Annotated in this window: 14 protein-coding genes; 8 read left to right on the top strand and 6 right to left on the bottom strand. The window is 58.9% G+C overall.

Features of this window, described 5'->3' with window-relative positions; all coding sequences use genetic code 11:
• Window positions 1-42: 42 nt before the first annotated feature.
• Together I6L45_RS01265 and I6L45_RS01260 are read right to left on the bottom strand one after the other, a co-directional pair.
• Complete coding sequence (locus I6L45_RS01265; RefSeq protein WP_039039421.1) at window positions 43-339, bottom strand: DUF3301 domain-containing protein; 297 nt, start codon at window positions 337-339, stop codon at window positions 43-45.
• A gap of 72 nt (window positions 340-411) precedes the next feature.
• The gene (locus tag I6L45_RS01260; protein ID WP_216983224.1) at window positions 412-1,440 is read right to left on the bottom strand and encodes a DUF3549 family protein; all 1,029 of its coding nucleotides are present in this window, start codon (window positions 1,438-1,440) and stop codon (window positions 412-414) included.
• Window positions 1,441-1,638: 198 nt separating this feature from the next.
• Between I6L45_RS01260 and I6L45_RS01255 the strand changes: the two genes are divergently transcribed.
• From I6L45_RS01255 to ptsG, 6 genes are all read left to right on the top strand, one after another.
• On the top strand, window positions 1,639-1,974 hold the full coding sequence (locus I6L45_RS01255; protein ID WP_043758692.1) for a YqcC family protein: 336 nt from the start codon (window positions 1,639-1,641) through the stop codon (window positions 1,972-1,974).
• The gene (gene truC / locus I6L45_RS01250) at window positions 1,971-2,750 is read left to right on the top strand and encodes a tRNA pseudouridine(65) synthase TruC (protein ID WP_216983223.1); all 780 of its coding nucleotides are present in this window, start codon (window positions 1,971-1,973) and stop codon (window positions 2,748-2,750) included. The genes I6L45_RS01255 and truC overlap by 4 nt, the downstream gene beginning before the upstream one ends.
• Before the next feature lie 179 nt (window positions 2,751-2,929).
• Window positions 2,930-3,370 (top strand): flavodoxin, encoded by a 441-nt coding sequence (locus I6L45_RS01245; protein ID WP_216983222.1) that lies wholly within the window; start codon window positions 2,930-2,932, stop codon window positions 3,368-3,370.
• 525 nt (window positions 3,371-3,895) lie between these two features.
• Window positions 3,896-5,227, top strand: coding sequence for a maltoporin (locus I6L45_RS01240; protein ID WP_302054804.1), 1,332 nt, complete (start codon window positions 3,896-3,898; stop codon window positions 5,225-5,227).
• 90 nt (window positions 5,228-5,317) lie between these two features.
• Window positions 5,318-6,289, top strand: coding sequence for a MalM family protein (locus tag I6L45_RS01235; protein ID WP_216983220.1), 972 nt, complete (start codon window positions 5,318-5,320; stop codon window positions 6,287-6,289).
• 428 nt (window positions 6,290-6,717) lie between these two features.
• Entirely contained in the window at window positions 6,718-8,151 is a 1,434-nt protein-coding gene (ptsG, locus tag I6L45_RS01230; protein WP_043758701.1) for a PTS glucose transporter subunit IIBC, read from the top strand.
• A 151-nt stretch (window positions 8,152-8,302) separates the two neighbouring features.
• Here ptsG and I6L45_RS01225 read toward each other — a convergent pair whose 3' ends face one another.
• The 4 genes from I6L45_RS01225 to map form a co-directional block, all read right to left on the bottom strand.
• A complete protein-coding gene (locus tag I6L45_RS01225) occupies window positions 8,303-8,686 on the bottom strand; it encodes a DUF3461 family protein (RefSeq protein ID WP_042074730.1) in 384 nt (127 codons plus the stop codon).
• Between the two features lie 272 nt (window positions 8,687-8,958).
• Window positions 8,959-9,786 carry a 2,3,4,5-tetrahydropyridine-2,6-dicarboxylate N-succinyltransferase gene (gene dapD / locus I6L45_RS01220; protein WP_025327920.1) on the bottom strand — a complete coding sequence of 276 codons (828 nt, stop codon included), beginning with the start codon at window positions 9,784-9,786 and terminating at the stop codon, window positions 8,959-8,961.
• Window positions 9,787-9,966: 180 nt separating this feature from the next.
• Entirely contained in the window at window positions 9,967-12,609 is a 2,643-nt protein-coding gene (gene glnD / locus I6L45_RS01215; protein ID WP_210548093.1) for a bifunctional uridylyltransferase/uridylyl-removing protein GlnD, read from the bottom strand.
• Window positions 12,610-12,694: 85 nt separating this feature from the next.
• On the bottom strand, window positions 12,695-13,483 hold the full coding sequence (gene map / locus I6L45_RS01210; protein ID WP_043758708.1) for a type I methionyl aminopeptidase: 789 nt from the start codon (window positions 13,481-13,483) through the stop codon (window positions 12,695-12,697).
• Window positions 13,484-13,842: 359 nt separating this feature from the next.
• On the opposite strand from map, the gene rpsB reads away from it, so the two are divergent.
• A complete protein-coding gene (gene rpsB, locus I6L45_RS01205) occupies window positions 13,843-14,571 on the top strand; it encodes a 30S ribosomal protein S2 (RefSeq protein ID WP_005343780.1) in 729 nt (242 codons plus the stop codon).
• A 104-nt stretch (window positions 14,572-14,675) separates the two neighbouring features.
• Entirely contained in the window at window positions 14,676-15,557 is an 882-nt protein-coding gene (gene tsf, locus I6L45_RS01200) for a translation elongation factor Ts (protein ID WP_010673404.1), read from the top strand.
• The last annotated feature ends 25 nt before the right edge of the window (window positions 15,558-15,582 follow it).

Raw genomic sequence — 15,582 nt, 5'->3', positions numbered from 1 at the left:
GGCGCTCCTGGCAAGGGGATTGTCGAGAATTATAGCCAGTCCCTAGGAGGGCAGACGATGGGGTGGCAGCTCGACCCCGGCGACGTGCAAGCCCTGCATGCAAAGCTGGCCCTGGTAATGACTCTCCCCGTCACTGGAAAACTCGAACTGGTAGTAGGTGAGCAGGCGCAGGGGCTTGTGGCCCAGGGCGCGGTGGGTGCGTGCCAGCGACAGCAGTTGCAGATCGTGGTGCTGGCAGTAGCGGCGCATGTATTGCCATGCCAGCTCCGCCTGGCGGCGCTGTTGCCAGAAGGCCCAGCCGACGAGGCCGAGCAGCAAGATCCCAAGCATTTCTCCCATCAACGGGTTCCTTCTGTGATGCATGAGCGGGGCCCGGCTCCCGCGGGGGCCGGGCCTTGGTATCGGATATCCCTACGCCGAGGTGAACAGGCGGCCGATGGCCTGACCCAGTGCCTCGCTGCGTTCGGGGTCACGCAGCCTTGCCAGCATATCATTGCGCAGGGCCGGCAGGGTCACGAGTTCGGCAAACACCTGGTTGAAGAACTGGGTGGGTTGCAGGGCGAGCTGTTCCAAAAACAGGCCGAGCAACTCGGGGCTCTTGAGATCGGGCCAGAGACGGCCTGCGATGGCAAGCAACAGGGACGGGCTGGAGCGGGTCTGCAGCAGAGTCAGCAGCTTGTTGCTGCGCAGGGCATTGCCGGGGCAGGAGGCCAGTGCCCGGCACAGATAGGCCAGGGTCTCGGCATCGGGGTCGGCGCACTCCTGCTCCTTGCCGATGCGCTCCAGCAGGGCGCCCTGCAGAGCCGGGGGCAGGGGGGCGTTTTCCAGGCTCTGGCACAGGGCATAGAGGGGCGCTTGCGGCAGCTTCGGCAGGGCCTTGCATACCAGGGCAAGATTGCGTTCATCCTGCAGCCGCTCCGCGAGATCGGCGAAGCCTTGCAATCCCAGGTTCTGCCATCCCTCTTCCCCGGGCGCTGCCAGGTAGTGGCAGAGCGCCTCGTAGTAGGCGGACGGTGCCTGCTCCAGCTGGCGGGCCAGCTTGGCGTGCAGGCTCGCCATCTTGGCTTCGGCCGGCCGGAAGGTGTAGGGGTTGTCGGCGAGGCGCTGGGCCTTCTCTTCATCCAACTCCCCGGTGAGCTTGTAGCCCAGGGTCTCGACCACCTGATCCATGAAGTGCTTGGGGCCGCTCGAGATGAGCAGGCCGCGCTCATCGAGCGCAAACTTGAGGAACCAGAGATAGTGTTTCGACTCGGCTGGCTGGAAGAAGTGCACGCCGAGCCAGGCATGCTGCTGCAGCGGCCAGGGGTAGGGCTCCTGCTGCTGCTCGATGCGGATGAAGAGGTCGTTCGCCAGCGGGCGCACCTGGCGGCCCATGTCGAACAGTTGGAACTGGGTATCGGCCTGGGTCAGAAATTCGGTCAGCGTGTTGATGGAAGACATGGGGAGATCCGGCTTGAAGGTGATGCGGGGGATTATAAGGAGGCTGCACCAGATAGCCAGTGGTGGCCACACCGGGCACGGTGGCGACGGCAACATGGCAGCCACCCCGGGGGCAGTGTATAGTAGCGCCCCTTTTTGATGGCTGTATTGAGTGGGGCGCCGGCATTCGCCGGCCGCACGAATGAGGAAGTGAGCGAGATGAATCAATATCTGCTGGTGGCCGGCCTGCTGGGAGAACTGACCGCCGAGTTGCAACGTCTGGAACGCTGGCAAGCCGAGCATCCGGGGGAGGAGGCGCTGGCCAGCGAGCTGCCGTTTTGCGTCGATACCCTGAGTTTCGATCAGTGGCTGCAGTTCGTGCTGATCCCGCGCATGGAGCAGCTGGTGCTGTTGCAGGCGCCGCTGCCGACCAGCGTCTCCCTCTATCCCATGGCGAGTGAAGTCTATAAGGAAGAGCTGGCCGAGGTGGAGGCCCTGCTGCGCCTGATCGCCCGTTTCGATCTGCTGCTCTCCGGCAAAGTGGTTGACCAATGATGGCGGAGCAGACCGATGTCGAGAAAGCCTTGCCCCTGACCCTGCTCTATCAGGATGACTGGCTGGTGGCGGTGAACAAGCCGTCCGGCCTGCTGGTGCATCGAAGCTGGCTCGACAAGGGGGAGACCCGCTTCGCCATGCAGATGACCCGGGATCTCATCGGGGGCCGCCACGTTTATCCGGTACATCGGCTCGACCGGCCCACCTCGGGCGTGCTGCTGTTTGCGCTGGATCCTGCCGTCGCCCGCACCCTGACCGAGGCGTTTGCCGCACGCCGGGTGCACAAGGAGTACCTGGCCCTGGTGCGGGGATGGGCGCCGGAGGAGGGGCTCATCGACTATCCGCTCAAGGAGCAGCTGGACAAGATTGCCGATGCCTTCAGCGACTCGGATCGCCCCGCCCAGGAGGCGGTGACCGCGTTTCGTCGCCTGCATCAGGTCGAGCTGCCCCATGCGGTCTCCAAGAAGCATCCCACCAGCCGTTACAGCCTGGTGCGGCTCTTTCCCAAGACAGGGCGCAAGCATCAGCTTCGCCGCCACCTGGACCACCTGTTCCATCCCATCGTCGGTGATACCACCCATGGTGATGGCCGGCACAACCGCTTCTTTCGCGAGCACTACGGCTGCGACAGGCTGCTGCTGATCGCCCACCGCTTGAGCTTCGAGCACCCCGTGCTCAAGGTGCCGATGCGGATCCAGGCGCCGCTGGGTTCCCAGGTACTGCAACTGTTCGCCGAACTGGGATGGCCCGCCAGCGAGAGCGACTACGGCGGCTGATCCCCGTCTCCATCTGTTGCCTCTGACCGGGCTGTGGCATGCTGTAGGCCACGCCCGTCAGAGGAATGACTCATGGTTTCACACGCATTTTCCTTCGCAATACAGTGCGCACCTGCTTTGCCGGCGTGCGCCCTCCTGAGCTTGGAACCGGGCCCGCGAGCGCCTCTGGGGAGGCGCTGATGGCCGAGATCGACATCCTGGTCGGCACCGTCTATGGCGCAGCCATGCTGGTGGCCGAGACCCTGAGTGACCACCTGGAAGCCAATGGCCATGTCTGCCACCTCCATGAGGAGGCCGAGTTGACGGACATCGATGCCTCCCGATTCCTGCTGATCGTCAGCGCCACGACTGGGCAGGGGGATATACCTCCCAATCTTCAGCCTTTCGCCAGCGCCCTGGCGGATCGCGCACCTTATATGAAGGGGTGGCGCTATGCCCTCATCGCCATGGGCGACAGCAGTTATGAACACTTCTGCGGGGCGGGACGGCGGCTCGACGAGCTGTTGCAGGAGCTGGCTGCCGAGGCCCTGGTGCCGCGTCTTGAGATAGATGCGACCGTGGAGGATGAACCCGAGGTGGCTGCGCTGGCCTGGCTGAAAACCTGGGAGAATAGGCTGTAGCCGGATTGGGTCTGGTTTTTTAATTTCTCCCCCGGGATACCGATGACGGGGGAGCATTATTTCGGTGTGTTTTTCCTCATTCCCTCAAATATTCTCCGCCTTTTTCTCCGTTATTTTTCTCGCCGGTGAAGCCCTTTGTCAGGCTGATATTCATCAGAATGGCGACAAATCAGAAAATTAAAAGTTCCCCATTGAAAGCGATTTCAGTCATGTTTTTGTCACTGAGTGGTGATGCTCACACTTAATCATCATCGCGAATTAATGTTTGAAACCGCTTTCCTTGGTTTGTGATTGCTTCTTTTTGTTGTTTTTGGGTTTTTATATTCCTTTTTTGTTCTTACATCATCTTCATTTCGCTCACCCGGCGCTAAGCGGGCGATTTGTCACCATTTTGTGAATCAGCTCATGTTTGTACCGAAATTGGGTACATATAATCGACCCCGGTTATCACCAAAACGTTTTTCCGGTGATAAGAACTTGAATATCAGGATCACACTCCTCTCAGCGGGAATAAGGAAAATGAAAATGAAAGCAAAGTGGCTCCCGATTGCTGCAGCAGTTACCGCAGCCCTGGCTTCCCAAGCCGCCTTCGCCGTTGATTTCCACGGCTACTTCCGTTCAGGTGTCGGTGTTTCCGAGGATGGAAGCATGCAGACTGGTCTGTCAGATAATGCAAAACAGAAAGTTGGTCGTCTGGGTAATGAAGCGGATACCTATGGCGAAATCCAGCTGGGTTCTGAGGTCTTCAACAAAGATGGTAAAACCTTCTATGTGGACTCCATGGTTGCAATGACATCCAATGGGTCTAATGACTGGGAGTCCACAGAGTCTCGATTCCAATGTACCTCTGCCGATGGCTCAACATTGGACGGATGTGAAAATAAGGAAGACGCTACTTTTGCTCTGCGTCAGTTCAACGTACAAGCCAAGGGGCTGCTGGGCTTCGCGCCGGAAGCCACCCTCTGGGCCGGTAAGCGCTACTACCAACGCCATGACGTCCACATCTCTGACTTCTACTACTGGAACATCTCCGGTGCCGGTGCCGGTATCGAAGGCATCCAAGCCGGTCCTGGCAAGGTTTCCTTTGCTTGGGTTCGCAACGACCGCAGTGGTACGAGTGATGGCTGGACATACAATGATGAAATGAATGTCAACACTCTGGATCTGCGTTATGCCGGCATCCCGCTGTGGCAAGACGGTTCACTGGAAGTTGGCGTAGATTATGCGATTGCCAATCCATCCGACGCCCAAAAAGATTCGGCCAATCCGCAGTATAAGAATGCCAAAGATGGTGTCATGCTCACCGCCGAGCTTACCCAAGGCATCTTCGGGGGCTTCAACAAGACCGTGCTGCAGTACGGTACCGAAGGCTATTCCAAGGCGTTTGCCTTCTGGGGTGACGGCTCCTGGTACGGTGCAGAGGCCAAAGATGGTGCCGATGGCTTCCGTATCATCAACTGGGGCGTCATCCCGATGGGCAACTCCTGGGAAATGGGTCACCAGCTGGTTTACGGGGTAGGCAACGAGATGTGGGTTGGCAATGACAAATGGGAAACCATGTCCGTCGTTGCTCGCCCGATGTACAAGTGGGATGACTTCAACAAGACCATCTTTGAAGGTGGCTACTTCAAGGACAAGAACAAGTCCACCAATGGTTCTTCCCTTGAGGATTCTGGTTACAAGCTGACTCTGGCGCAGGCCTGGTCTGCCGGTTCCAGCTTCTGGGCTCGCCCGGAGATCCGCGTGTTTGCCTCTTACCTTGCCCAAGACAAGCAGGATATGAAGGGTAATGCGTTCAATGGTGGTACATCCGATGACACTTGGAACTTCGGCGTACAAGCAGAAGCTTGGTGGTAAGCAGTATCTTCAGTTAAGTTAGTCACTGCCCCCTTATGGGGGCAGTTTTGTTTCGCTGGATTTGGCAACCGGGTTATGGAGATAAGAAGAATGAAACTGGTAAAGATGTCTATCGCGGCCGTGGTTACCGCGCTGTTGGCCGGCTGTTCCGGTAGCATGGTCGTGCCCGTGCAGGAGCACGCCTCCATCCTGAGCAATGCCGACCAGGCCAAGCAGGCGCTCTCCCAGACGACGAGCTGCTGCCAGGATTTCAACGAATTCAATTATGTTTCTCTGCCGGAAGGCGAGACGCTGCTGGCCATCGATGGCAAGCAGCCCAGTTATCAGTTTGACGAGGGGATGAGCTACTTTGCCGCCTATCGTCTTCCGGCCAATACCGGCAACCTGGCCATCACGCTGGCCTCCCAGGTGAGCAAGACGGTGCTGGTTCCCAAGGTGATCATGCTGGATGCCCAGTTCAAGGTAACGCGCGTGCTGGGTGAATCGGTATTTGCGTACCAGCCTGCCCACCTGCTCGACAACGACAGGATCGAAGGCCGGGTGTTCGTGGATCGCAGCATGCCGGGCAATCCCGCCACAGAAACCTATATGGTTGTCTACGCACCGGCCGATGAGCTGTCCAGCAGCACCACCATCCTGCACCCCGCCAAGGCCTTTGCCCGCGCCAATGGTACGGTCGAGCCAGATATCAAGGACCCCGTGATCCCGCATTCCCCCTGGGGCCTGGTACAGATCAAGGTGACGGACATGGCCAAGGGGCAAGGCCTGGAGGCCGTATTCAAGCCGGAATACGCCGACAAGGTTGCCATGAGCCAGGCCAAGCCGGCCGCGACTGCCGTGGCTGCGACAGCGACTACGGCTGCAGTGGCCGCAGCTCCGAGCACGCCGGCTCCCGCCATGCTGAGCGAGACCGAGAGCTTCTACAACGCCCAGATCGAGAAGGCCGTGAAAGCCGGGGATATCGACAAGGCGATGCAGCTCGTGAGCGAGGCCGAGCGTGCCGGTTCAACCAAGGCGAAGTCCGTCTTTATTGATGCGGTTAAGCGCTCACAAAAGAACTAAATAACCGGGGTTATTTAAATTAATATTTGTTGGAGGCCTCCCTTGTTGGAGGCCTTTTTAATCGGTAGACTGGATAATATAAAACTGCAATAAGTTACATATAGTTACAATGAGTTTCGTTGGGTATTGTTTTGTTTCTGTATGATTTATTTTGAAGTGCTTTTTTTCTTTTTGCGGTGAAACCATAACAATACGAAATAATATTCAAGATAGTCCCCTTCCTGCTTATTTATTATCTTGTGATCTCTCCTCCAAATTTATTATTAGCTTGCTCTGGGCTAAGGCATTTCTAATTCTTCTGGGTTATATTCTGATGGTCAAAATAAGCAACCCGGGAAACGTCTTCGGTACTATCGCGGATGAAGAATATCGTCATCCATAACCTGTACTGTGTCGTTGTCGGAAAAAATCCATTCAGGAGCGCACACATGTTCAAAAATGCTTTCTCTAATCTGCAAAAGGTCGGTAAGGCGCTGATGCTGCCAGTATCGGTCTTGCCCGTTGCAGGTATCCTGCTGGGGGTGGGTGCTGCCCACTTCAGCTGGCTGCCGGAAATCGTCTCCCAACTGATGGAGCAGGCCGGTGGTTCTGTCTTCGGTCAGATGGCCCTGCTGTTTGCCGTGGGCGTGGCCCTTGGCTTCACCAATAACGACGGTGTATCCGGCCTGTCCGCCATCGTTGGTTACGGCATCATGGTTGCCACCCTGAAGGTGATGGCCCCTGTGATGGGTGTCGAAAGCATCGATACCGGCGTACTGGGGGGTATTCTCGCCGGTGGTGTCGCTGCCTGGGCGTTCAACCGCTTCTACAAGATCCAGCTGCCCGAGTACCTCGGCTTCTTCGCTGGCAAACGTGCAGTTCCCATCATCACCGGCTTCGTTGCTATCGGTCTGGGTGTTCTGCTCTCCTTCATCTGGCCGCCGATCGGTGGTGCCATCGGTGCCTTCTCCGACTGGGCTGCCAACCAGAACCCGGTACTGGCCTTCGGCATCTACGGCGTGGTTGAGCGCTCCCTGATCCCGTTCGGTCTGCACCACATCTGGAACGTGCCGTTCTTCTACCAGGCTGGTACCTGTGTCAACGCCGCCGGTGAAACCGTACACGGCATCATGACCTGCTTCCTGACCGCTGATGATGCTACCCGCGCTGCCGGTAACGGCTTCGGTCAGCTGGCCGGTGGCTACCTGTTCAAGATGTTCGGTCTGCCTGCCGCTGCGTTTGCCATCGCACACGCTGCCAAGCCGGAAAACCGTGCCAAGATCGTTGGTATCATGGCCTCCGCAGCCCTGACCTCCTTCCTGACCGGTATCACCGAGCCTATCGAGTTCTCCTTCCTGTTCGTGGCTCCGGTGCTGTATGCCATCCACGCCCTGCTGGCTGGTCTGGCTTACGTGCTGACCAACATGCTGGGTGTCGTGCACGGCCACACCTTCTCCAACGGCTTCATCGACTTCATCGTACAATCCCCGCGTGCCAGCAACATGCTGCTGCTGGTGGGTCTGGGTCTGGTCTATGCCGCTGTCTACTACGTCGTATTCAGCTTCGTTATCCGCGCCATGAACCTGAAGACCCCGGGTCGCGAAGATGAGACCGCACAAGAGTCCTCTGCCGCTCAGAGCAAGGACGAGATGTCTGCCGCTCTGGTCTCTGCCTTCGGTGGCAAAGAGAACATCTCTTCCCTGGACGCCTGCATCACCCGTCTGCGTGTCGGTGTGAAGGACGTGGCCAAGGTTGACCAGGCTGGTCTGAAGAAGCTGGGCGCTGCCGGTGTAGTGGTTGCAGGTTCTGGTGTACAGGCCATCTTCGGCACCAAGTCCGACAACCTGAAAACCGACATGGACATCTGGATGAAGAGCAACTAATCCCTGCTTTCATACCGAGTTCCGAAAAGGGAGGCGCAAGCCTCCCTTTTTGCTGGGCGCGAGTCAGGAGAATCGCCGAGACGAGGTAGTCTGATCCCGGCGAAGAGGAACAAAAAAGGCGCCTGATGGCGCCTGATGCATTGGGAAGAGGCTAGAGCTTCTCGAGATCCCGCTCAATCTCGCTGATCTTGTTCTGTACCACCTTTTCCAGATGGCGCAGGTCGCGCAGTATCTTCTGCTTGATATCCGGGTCGGCCTGGGTCTGTCCGCCCTGGGTCAGACTGTCCAGCTCGTCCACCACGTATTTGAGGTTGGCGTTGATCTCGGTGACATCCTTGTATTCATGGGTGCCCGAGTTGACCAGCATGGTCTTGCGCTGACGGGGATACTTGAACTTGACGCTCTTGGCGAAAAACTCGCCCTTCTGCTTCTTGAAATAGATCTTGAGGATGTCGTGGTTGGCTTCCTGGCGCAGGGTGTAGCTGTCCACCGAGGTGGGCTCCTGGATCCCCAGGCTCTTCAGATTCTCGTACATCGGGCTTCCTTGGTTTGAAACGATCCTGACCCGTATATCTTACCCGAGTCGCGCCCGCTTGCCTGTGACAGGTGCGCCAAATTCAGGATGGCTTCAAAGCGGTCTTTTGTATCGACGAGCAAAGGGGGAGGGGAGTGCCTCACCAGCACGGCCATAGGCGGCATTGCCTGGCAAGAGGGGCGTAGTGATAAAGGGGCAGGGAATCTGGCGGGCCTATGAGACCGGGCATGAAAAAGGGCACCAGAGGTGCCCTCGATGACATCGGCGAGGAATTACTCGTCGATGGAGCGCAGCAGGGCGTTGATCCCCACCTTGGCGCGGGTCTTGGCATCCACCTTCTTGACGATGACGGCCGCGTACAGGCTGTACTTGCCGCACTTGGAGGGCAGGGAACCGGAGACGACCACGGAACCGGCCGGGACGCGGCCATAGTGGATCTCGCCGGTCTCACGGTCATAGATGCGGGTGGACTGGCCGATGAAGACGCCCATGGAGATGACGGAGCCCTCTTCCACGATCACGCCTTCCACCACCTCTGAACGGGCACCGATGAAGCAGTTGTCCTCGATGATGGTCGGGTTGGCCTGCAGCGGTTCCAGCACGCCGCCGATGCCGACGCCGCCGGAGAGGTGCACGTTCTTGCCGATCTGGGCGCAGGAGCCCACGGTGGCCCAGGTGTCGACCATGGTGCCTTCATCGACGAAGGCGCCGATGTTGACGTAGGAGGGCATCAGCACGGTATTGGGGGCGATGAAGGAGCCCTTGCGTGCGGTGGCCGGCGGCACCACGCGCACACCGGCGGCCTTGAACTGCTCGGCGCTGTAGTCGGAGAACTTGAGGGGAACCTTGTCGTAGTACTGGGCGTCGTCGCCCTTGATGATGCCGTTGTCATTGATGCGGAAGTAGAGCAGTACGGCCTTCTTCAGCCACTGGTGGACGACCCACTCGCCGGCGATCTTCTCGGCGACCCGGGCCTTGCCGGAGTCCAGCAGGTCGATGGCTTCCAGAATGGCGGCCTTGGTGGCGGCATCGACGGAGCCGGGAGTGATGGAGTCACGGCGCTCGAAGGCCGCTTCGATGGTCTGTTGCAACTGGGTCATGACAGGTTTCCTTTAAAAAATTCTGTTTGTTGTATCACACTTTTCCAATCGTTTTTAAGGGCTCTTGCCGATTTCTTCCGAAGAAAGGCGTTTTATTGTGCTTGAGTGGCCCAACCACTTGTTATGATTGAGAAATCAATACCATGAAAAAGCCTCTTATGAGGCTTTTTCATGGCCTGTTCAGCCCGCCTCATCACCGGGCTCCCTGGGATTGAGCTGGTTGACCAGTCTCTCTTCCAGCGCCTGCTGCTCGGCCTGGCTGAGGGGCTCCCCGGCCAGGGTGGTGAGGCTGAAGAAGTCCTCCACCCGTTCGCCAATGGTGGTGATCTTGGCCGCGTGGAGCGACAGCCCGCACTGCTGGAACACGGCGCCGATGCGTGCCAGCAGGCCCGGGGTATCCAGTGCCGTCAACTCCAGCAGGGTGTGGCGGTTTTCCCCCTTGTGGGGCAGAAACACCACCCGGGTCGGCACGCTGAACTGGCGGTGGCGCCGTGACAGGGGTTTGCTGCGCAGCACCAGCTTGCCCGGCTCCTGCAACGCCTTCTCCAGCGCCTTCTTGATGGTGGCGGTGCGATTGGGGCTGATGGGCTCGCCGCTCGGCTCCAGCACGATGAAGGTATCCAGCACGTAGTCGTTGCGCGAGTTCATGATCTGGGCGTCATGGATGCTGAGGTTCTTCTGATCCAGCGCCGAGGCCACGGTGGCAAAGAGGTTGGGCATGTCGCGGCAATAGATGAACACCTCGCTGCCGCCGCGGATGGGGTGCTTGCCGATGAGCACCAGAGGGGCCGGGTTGTCGCCATGGGCGATGATCTTGCGGCAATGCCAGGCGATCTGCTCCGGGCTGTGGCGCAGGAAGTAGTCGGCCTTGAAGTCGTTCCAGAGAGTGTTGACCGCCTCCAGAGGCACCTCGCGCTGGGCCAGGATCTGCCTGGCCTGGCGCTGGTTCTCGCGGATCTTGAGGCGCATGTCCGGCGGGTTCTCCAGCCCCTGGCGCAAGGCTTTCTGGGTGGCGAAATAGAGCTCCCTGAGCAGGGTTCCCTTCCAGTCGTTCCACAGGGTGTCGTTGGTGGCGCAGATGTCGGCCACGGTCAGGCAATAGAGCAGATCGAGGTGCAACTCGTCGCGCACCTTCTGGGCAAAGTCGGTCACCACGTCCGGATCGTAGATGTCGCGGCGCTGGGCGGTCACCGACATCAACAGGTGATGGCGCACCAGCCAGGCGACCAGGCGGCTCTCGTAACGATCCAGCCCGTGCAACTGACAGAACTCCAGCGCATCCACGGCGCCGAGTTCGGAGTGATCCCCCCGCCGTCCCTTGGCGATGTCGTGGAACAGGGCGGCAATGCTGAGCAGCTCGGGTTTGCGCAGCTGGGTGAACACCTCGTGGCAGAGCGGGTGTGTCTGGCGGCTGGCCGGGTTGGGGAAACGGTGGATGTTCTGGAGCAGGCGATGGGTGTGTTCGTCCACCGTGTAGGCGTGGAACATGTCGAACTGCATCTGGCCGACGATGAGATTCCATTGGGGCAAGTAGGCCGCCAGGATCCCGTATTTGTGCATGAGCGTGAGCGGCTGGCCGATGCCGTTGGGGTGGCGCAGGAGCGCCATGAAGAGGCGGCGGCACTCGGGCAGATCCTGCAGCCAGCAGCTCAGGGTACGCCTGGCCTCGCGCAACTGGCGCAGGGTGGCGGAGTGGATGCCGGCGATCTCCGGGTGCTGGGCTATCTGGTAGAAGAGGCGCAGGATGGCGGCGTGATCCCTGCCGAACAGCTCGGAGTCCACCGCATCGATGAGGCGGCCACGCAGCTGGAATTCGTCGCTGATGCGGCGCACGTCCATGGCAGTGTTGCCGAGGATCGCCTCGTCAAACAGCTGCAGCAGCATCTCGTTGAGCTCGGCTACGCGCCGCACCGTCTGGTAGAAGCGCTTCATCATCTGTTCTACCGGGCCGTTGCCTTCCCCCTCGAAGCCCAGCATCTGGGCCACGGTGCGCTGGCGGTCGAACAGCAGGCGGTTGTCCCCCTTGTTGATGGCCATGTGCAGGGCGAAGCGCACCTTCCACAGGAAGTTCTGGCAGTCGAGCAGCTCGCGATACTCGGCGCGGTTCAGAAAACCGTGGCTGGTCATCTCGAACAGGGTGGTGGCGCCAAAGTGGCGGCGGGCGACCCAGGCCAGGGTCTGGATGTCGCGAAGACCCCCAGGGTTGTTCTTGAGATCCGGCTCCAGCTTGTAGGCGGTGCCGAGGAACTGCTGGTGACGCAGGGTCTGCTCTTCGCGCTTGGCCCGAAAGAAGGATTCGCTCGGCCAGAAGTGCTGGGGCTGGGTGGCGGCCTGCAACTGCTCGAAGCCCGCCAGACGGCCGGTGATATAGCGTGCCTCGATGAGGTTGGTGGCGACCGTGATGTCGGCACGCCCCTGCTCGATGCACTCGGCCACGTTGCGCACCGATTGGCCGACCTCCAGCTTGAGATCCCACAAGAGGGTGATGAACTCGCCGATGCGCAGCCCCAGCACCTCGTCCAGCTCATCCCCTTCGTAGAGCAGCAGCAGGTCGATATCCGAGTGGGGGTGCAGCTCGCCCCGGCCATAACCCCCCACCGCGATCAGGGTGAGTTCCGTCTTGTCGAACCCGAACTTGTGCCACAGCCGGGTCAGCAGCGCATCCATGTATTCGGAGCGGGTGGCCACCAGTTCGATGATGTTGTCACCGGCATCGAAGCGCTCGTGCAGCCAGCCGAGAAAACGGCTCAGGTACTCCTTGCAGTTCTCGCGGGTGAGCTGATCGTCGGGCAGCAGATGGGGGGAAAGCAGGCTGGCGTCCATGGCGTCTCACACTCTTGTCGCAGGCCGCCGTGCGGGGCCTGCGGCTGATAAAAACAAAACCCCGGCGAGGGGCCGGGGTTTGATGTTAACCGTGTTTGATGAGACGGTCGATAGTGTCGTCCGGGCGCAGGGTCAGCACCTCGCAGCCATCCTCGGTCACCAGCAGGGTGTGCTCCCACTGGGCGGAGTCGCCGCCGTCCTTGGTGGTGACGGTCCAGCCGTCCTTCGGATTGACCTTGCAGTGGTACTTCTTGCTGTTGACCATGGGTTCGATGGTGAAGCACATGCCGGCCTTCAGCTCCAGCTTGCCGCCGTTGCGGTAGTGCAGGATCTGCGGCTCTTCGTGGAACTCGGCACCGATGCCGTGGCCGCAGTAGTCGCGCACCACGGAGAAACCGGCCTGCTCGACGATGGGCTGGATCACGGCGCCGATCTCGGTGATGCAGGCACCCGGACGCACCTTCTTGATGGCGGCGTAGAGGCTATCCTGGGCAATCTTGCACAGCTGGCGGCGCAGGGGCGTGGTCTGGCCCACGATGAACATGGCGGAGGTGTCGCCGTGGTAGCCATCCTTGATGACGGTGATGTCCAGGTTGATGATGTCCCCTTCCCGCAGCTTCTTGTGGTTCGGGATGCCGTGGCAGATCACGTCGTTGACCGAGGTGCAGATGGACTTGGGGAAGCCGTGGTAATTGAGCGGTGCGGGAATGGCCTGCTGTACGTCGACGATGTAGTCATGGCACAGGGTGTTCAGTTCGTCTGTGGTGACGCCTGCCTTGACGTGGGGGGCGATCATGACCAGCACGTCGGCAGCCAGCTGGCCGGCAACGCGCATCTTTTCAATCTCTTCCGGTGTCTTGATTTTAATGGACATGGGATCTCTCTTGGGGCCCGGTTGCGCATCCTGGCGATGACCAGCAACCGGGTAATGAAAAATAGATGCGTTTGCAATCAGGGCGAAATTTTATCCCCAACCCCCGTTTACTTCCAGTGTGATCGTCATCGCAACGTCATCCAGCGGTCGCACACTGTGCAGGGATCCATTTTTAGCGCTGCCGCTGGTGGTGTCGTGACCAAACTTATGGTATAAAGCGCGCCGGAATGGGGAACTCGTGTCCCCCTCCATCACCCTTACTTAAACAACACACACACATCGACACCTGTACCGGGGTGCCCCCTTGGGGTCGGTTACATGGGATGTGTGGAGGCCTAACCCCAATACAGAGGTATAAAATGGCTAAAGTTTCTATGCGCGACATGCTGCAAGCCGGCGTTCACTTCGGTCACCAGACTCGTTACTGGAACCCGAAAATGAAGTCCTACATCTTCGGCGCCCGCAGCAAGGTTCACATCATCAACCTGGAAAAAACCGTTCCGATGTTTGACGATGCCATGAACTTCATCAGCTCCGTAGCTGCCAAGAAAGGCAAGGTACTGTTCGTTGGTACCAAGCGTGCCGCGTCTGAAGCCGTTAAAGAAGCCGCTGAGCGTTGCGACCAGTTCTATGTTAACCACCGCTGGCTGGGCGGCATGCTGACCAACTGGAAAACCGTTCGTCAGTCCATCAAGCGCCTGAAAGATCTGGAAACCCAGAGCCAAGACGGCACCTTCGACAAGCTGACCAAGAAAGAGGCGCTGATGCGTACTCGCGAAATGGAAAAGCTGGAGAAGAGCCTGGGTGGTATCAAGAACATGGGCGGCCTGCCTGACGTTCTGTTCGTTGTCGATGCCGACCACGAGCACATCGCTATCAAAGAAGCCAACAACCTGGGTATCCCGGTAGTTTCCATCGTTGATACCAACTCCAACCCGGACGGCGTTGACTATGTCATCCCGGGTAACGACGACGCTATCCGTGCCGTACAGCTGTACCTGAACGCTGCTGCTGACACCGTTCTGGAAGCCCGCGAGCAGGACATCGTTGTTCAAGCCGAACAAGATGGCTTCGTTGAAGCTGAGTAATTGATAAGGACTGAAAAGCCCTTATTAACCAAGCTGATGTAATTGGTTAGCAGGGGCCCTTGTGGCCCCTGTTTCTTGTCAATTCAAGACCGAGGATACTGGACATGGCAAACATTTCTGCCGCCCTGGTAAAAGAACTGCGCGAGCGCACCGCCGCTGGCATGATGGATTGCAAAAAAGCGCTGGAAGAAGCCAACGGTGATATCGAGCTGGCTATCGAAAACATGCGTAAATCCGGTCAGGCCAAGGCCGCCAAGAAAGCGGGCCGTATCGCCGCTGAAGGCGTGATCTTCGCCCGTACCGAAGGCAACGTTGCCGTCATGATCGAGCTGAACTGCGAGACTGACTTCGTTTCCAAGGATGCCGGTTTCCTGGCCATGGGTCAGAAGATCGTCGAGATCGCTGCTACCCAGAAAATCGCTGACGTTGACGCGCTGAAAGCCGCCGACTTCGGTAACGGCGAGTCCGTAGAGCTGACCATCACCAACCTGATCGCCAAGATCGGTGAGAACATGAACCTGCGTCGCGTGATGCTGGTTGAAGGTGACAACCTGGGCACCTACGTTCACGGCTCCCGTATCGGTGTTATCACCAAGCTGGTCGGCGGTACCGACGAGCTGGCCAAAGATCTGGCCATGCACGTTGCTGCCAACAGCCCGCAATTCGTCAAGCCCGAAGACGTGTCTGCTGAAGTCGTTGCCAAAGAGCGCGAAATCCAGATCGACATCGCCATCAACTCCGGCAAGCCGAAAGAGATCGCCGAGAAGATGGTTGAAGGCCGCATGAAGAAGTTCACCGGTGAGGTTTCCCTGACTGGTCAGCCGTTCGTGAAAGATCCTTCCATGACCGTTGCCGAGCTGCTGAAGAAAGAAGGCGCTGACGTTGTTTCCTTCACCCGTTTCGAAGTGGGCGAAGGCATCGAGAAGCAAGAGACCGACTTCGCTGCTGAAGTAGCAGCCCAGATCGCGGCCGCTCAGAAGGCCTAATCGAACCGGTTTTTCCGTTTCCCCA

The organism is Aeromonas sp. FDAARGOS 1415 (assembly GCF_019048365.1).
Classification (GTDB): Bacteria; Pseudomonadota; Gammaproteobacteria; order Enterobacterales; family Aeromonadaceae; genus Aeromonas; species Aeromonas taiwanensis.
Note: the sequence above shows the minus strand (reverse complement) of the source record. Positions and strands in the feature narration are given on the sequence as shown.

What these genes read in the sequence shown, in the direction of transcription:
- I6L45_RS01265 (WP_039039421.1), bottom strand. Translation starts at nt 339, where the DNA reads ATGGGAGAAATGCTTGGGATCTTGCTGCTCGGCCTCGTCGGCTGGGCC.
- I6L45_RS01260 (WP_216983224.1), bottom strand. Translation starts at nt 1,440, where the DNA reads ATGTCTTCCATCAACACGCTGACCGAATTTCTGACCCAGGCCGATACC.
- I6L45_RS01255 (WP_043758692.1), top strand. Translation starts at nt 1,639, where the DNA reads ATGAATCAATATCTGCTGGTGGCCGGCCTGCTGGGAGAACTGACCGCC.
- truC (WP_216983223.1), top strand. Translation starts at nt 1,971, where the DNA reads ATGATGGCGGAGCAGACCGATGTCGAGAAAGCCTTGCCCCTGACCCTG.
- I6L45_RS01245 (WP_216983222.1), top strand. Translation starts at nt 2,930, where the DNA reads ATGGCCGAGATCGACATCCTGGTCGGCACCGTCTATGGCGCAGCCATG.
- I6L45_RS01240 (WP_302054804.1), top strand. Translation starts at nt 3,896, where the DNA reads ATGAAAGCAAAGTGGCTCCCGATTGCTGCAGCAGTTACCGCAGCCCTG.
- I6L45_RS01235 (WP_216983220.1), top strand. Translation starts at nt 5,318, where the DNA reads ATGAAACTGGTAAAGATGTCTATCGCGGCCGTGGTTACCGCGCTGTTG.
- ptsG (WP_043758701.1), top strand. Translation starts at nt 6,718, where the DNA reads ATGTTCAAAAATGCTTTCTCTAATCTGCAAAAGGTCGGTAAGGCGCTG.
- I6L45_RS01225 (WP_042074730.1), bottom strand. Translation starts at nt 8,686, where the DNA reads ATGTACGAGAATCTGAAGAGCCTGGGGATCCAGGAGCCCACCTCGGTG.
- dapD (WP_025327920.1), bottom strand. Translation starts at nt 9,786, where the DNA reads ATGACCCAGTTGCAACAGACCATCGAAGCGGCCTTCGAGCGCCGTGAC.
- glnD (WP_210548093.1), bottom strand. Translation starts at nt 12,609, where the DNA reads ATGGACGCCAGCCTGCTTTCCCCCCATCTGCTGCCCGACGATCAGCTC.
- map (WP_043758708.1), bottom strand. Translation starts at nt 13,483, where the DNA reads ATGTCCATTAAAATCAAGACACCGGAAGAGATTGAAAAGATGCGCGTT.
- rpsB (WP_005343780.1), top strand. Translation starts at nt 13,843, where the DNA reads ATGGCTAAAGTTTCTATGCGCGACATGCTGCAAGCCGGCGTTCACTTC.
- tsf (WP_010673404.1), top strand. Translation starts at nt 14,676, where the DNA reads ATGGCAAACATTTCTGCCGCCCTGGTAAAAGAACTGCGCGAGCGCACC.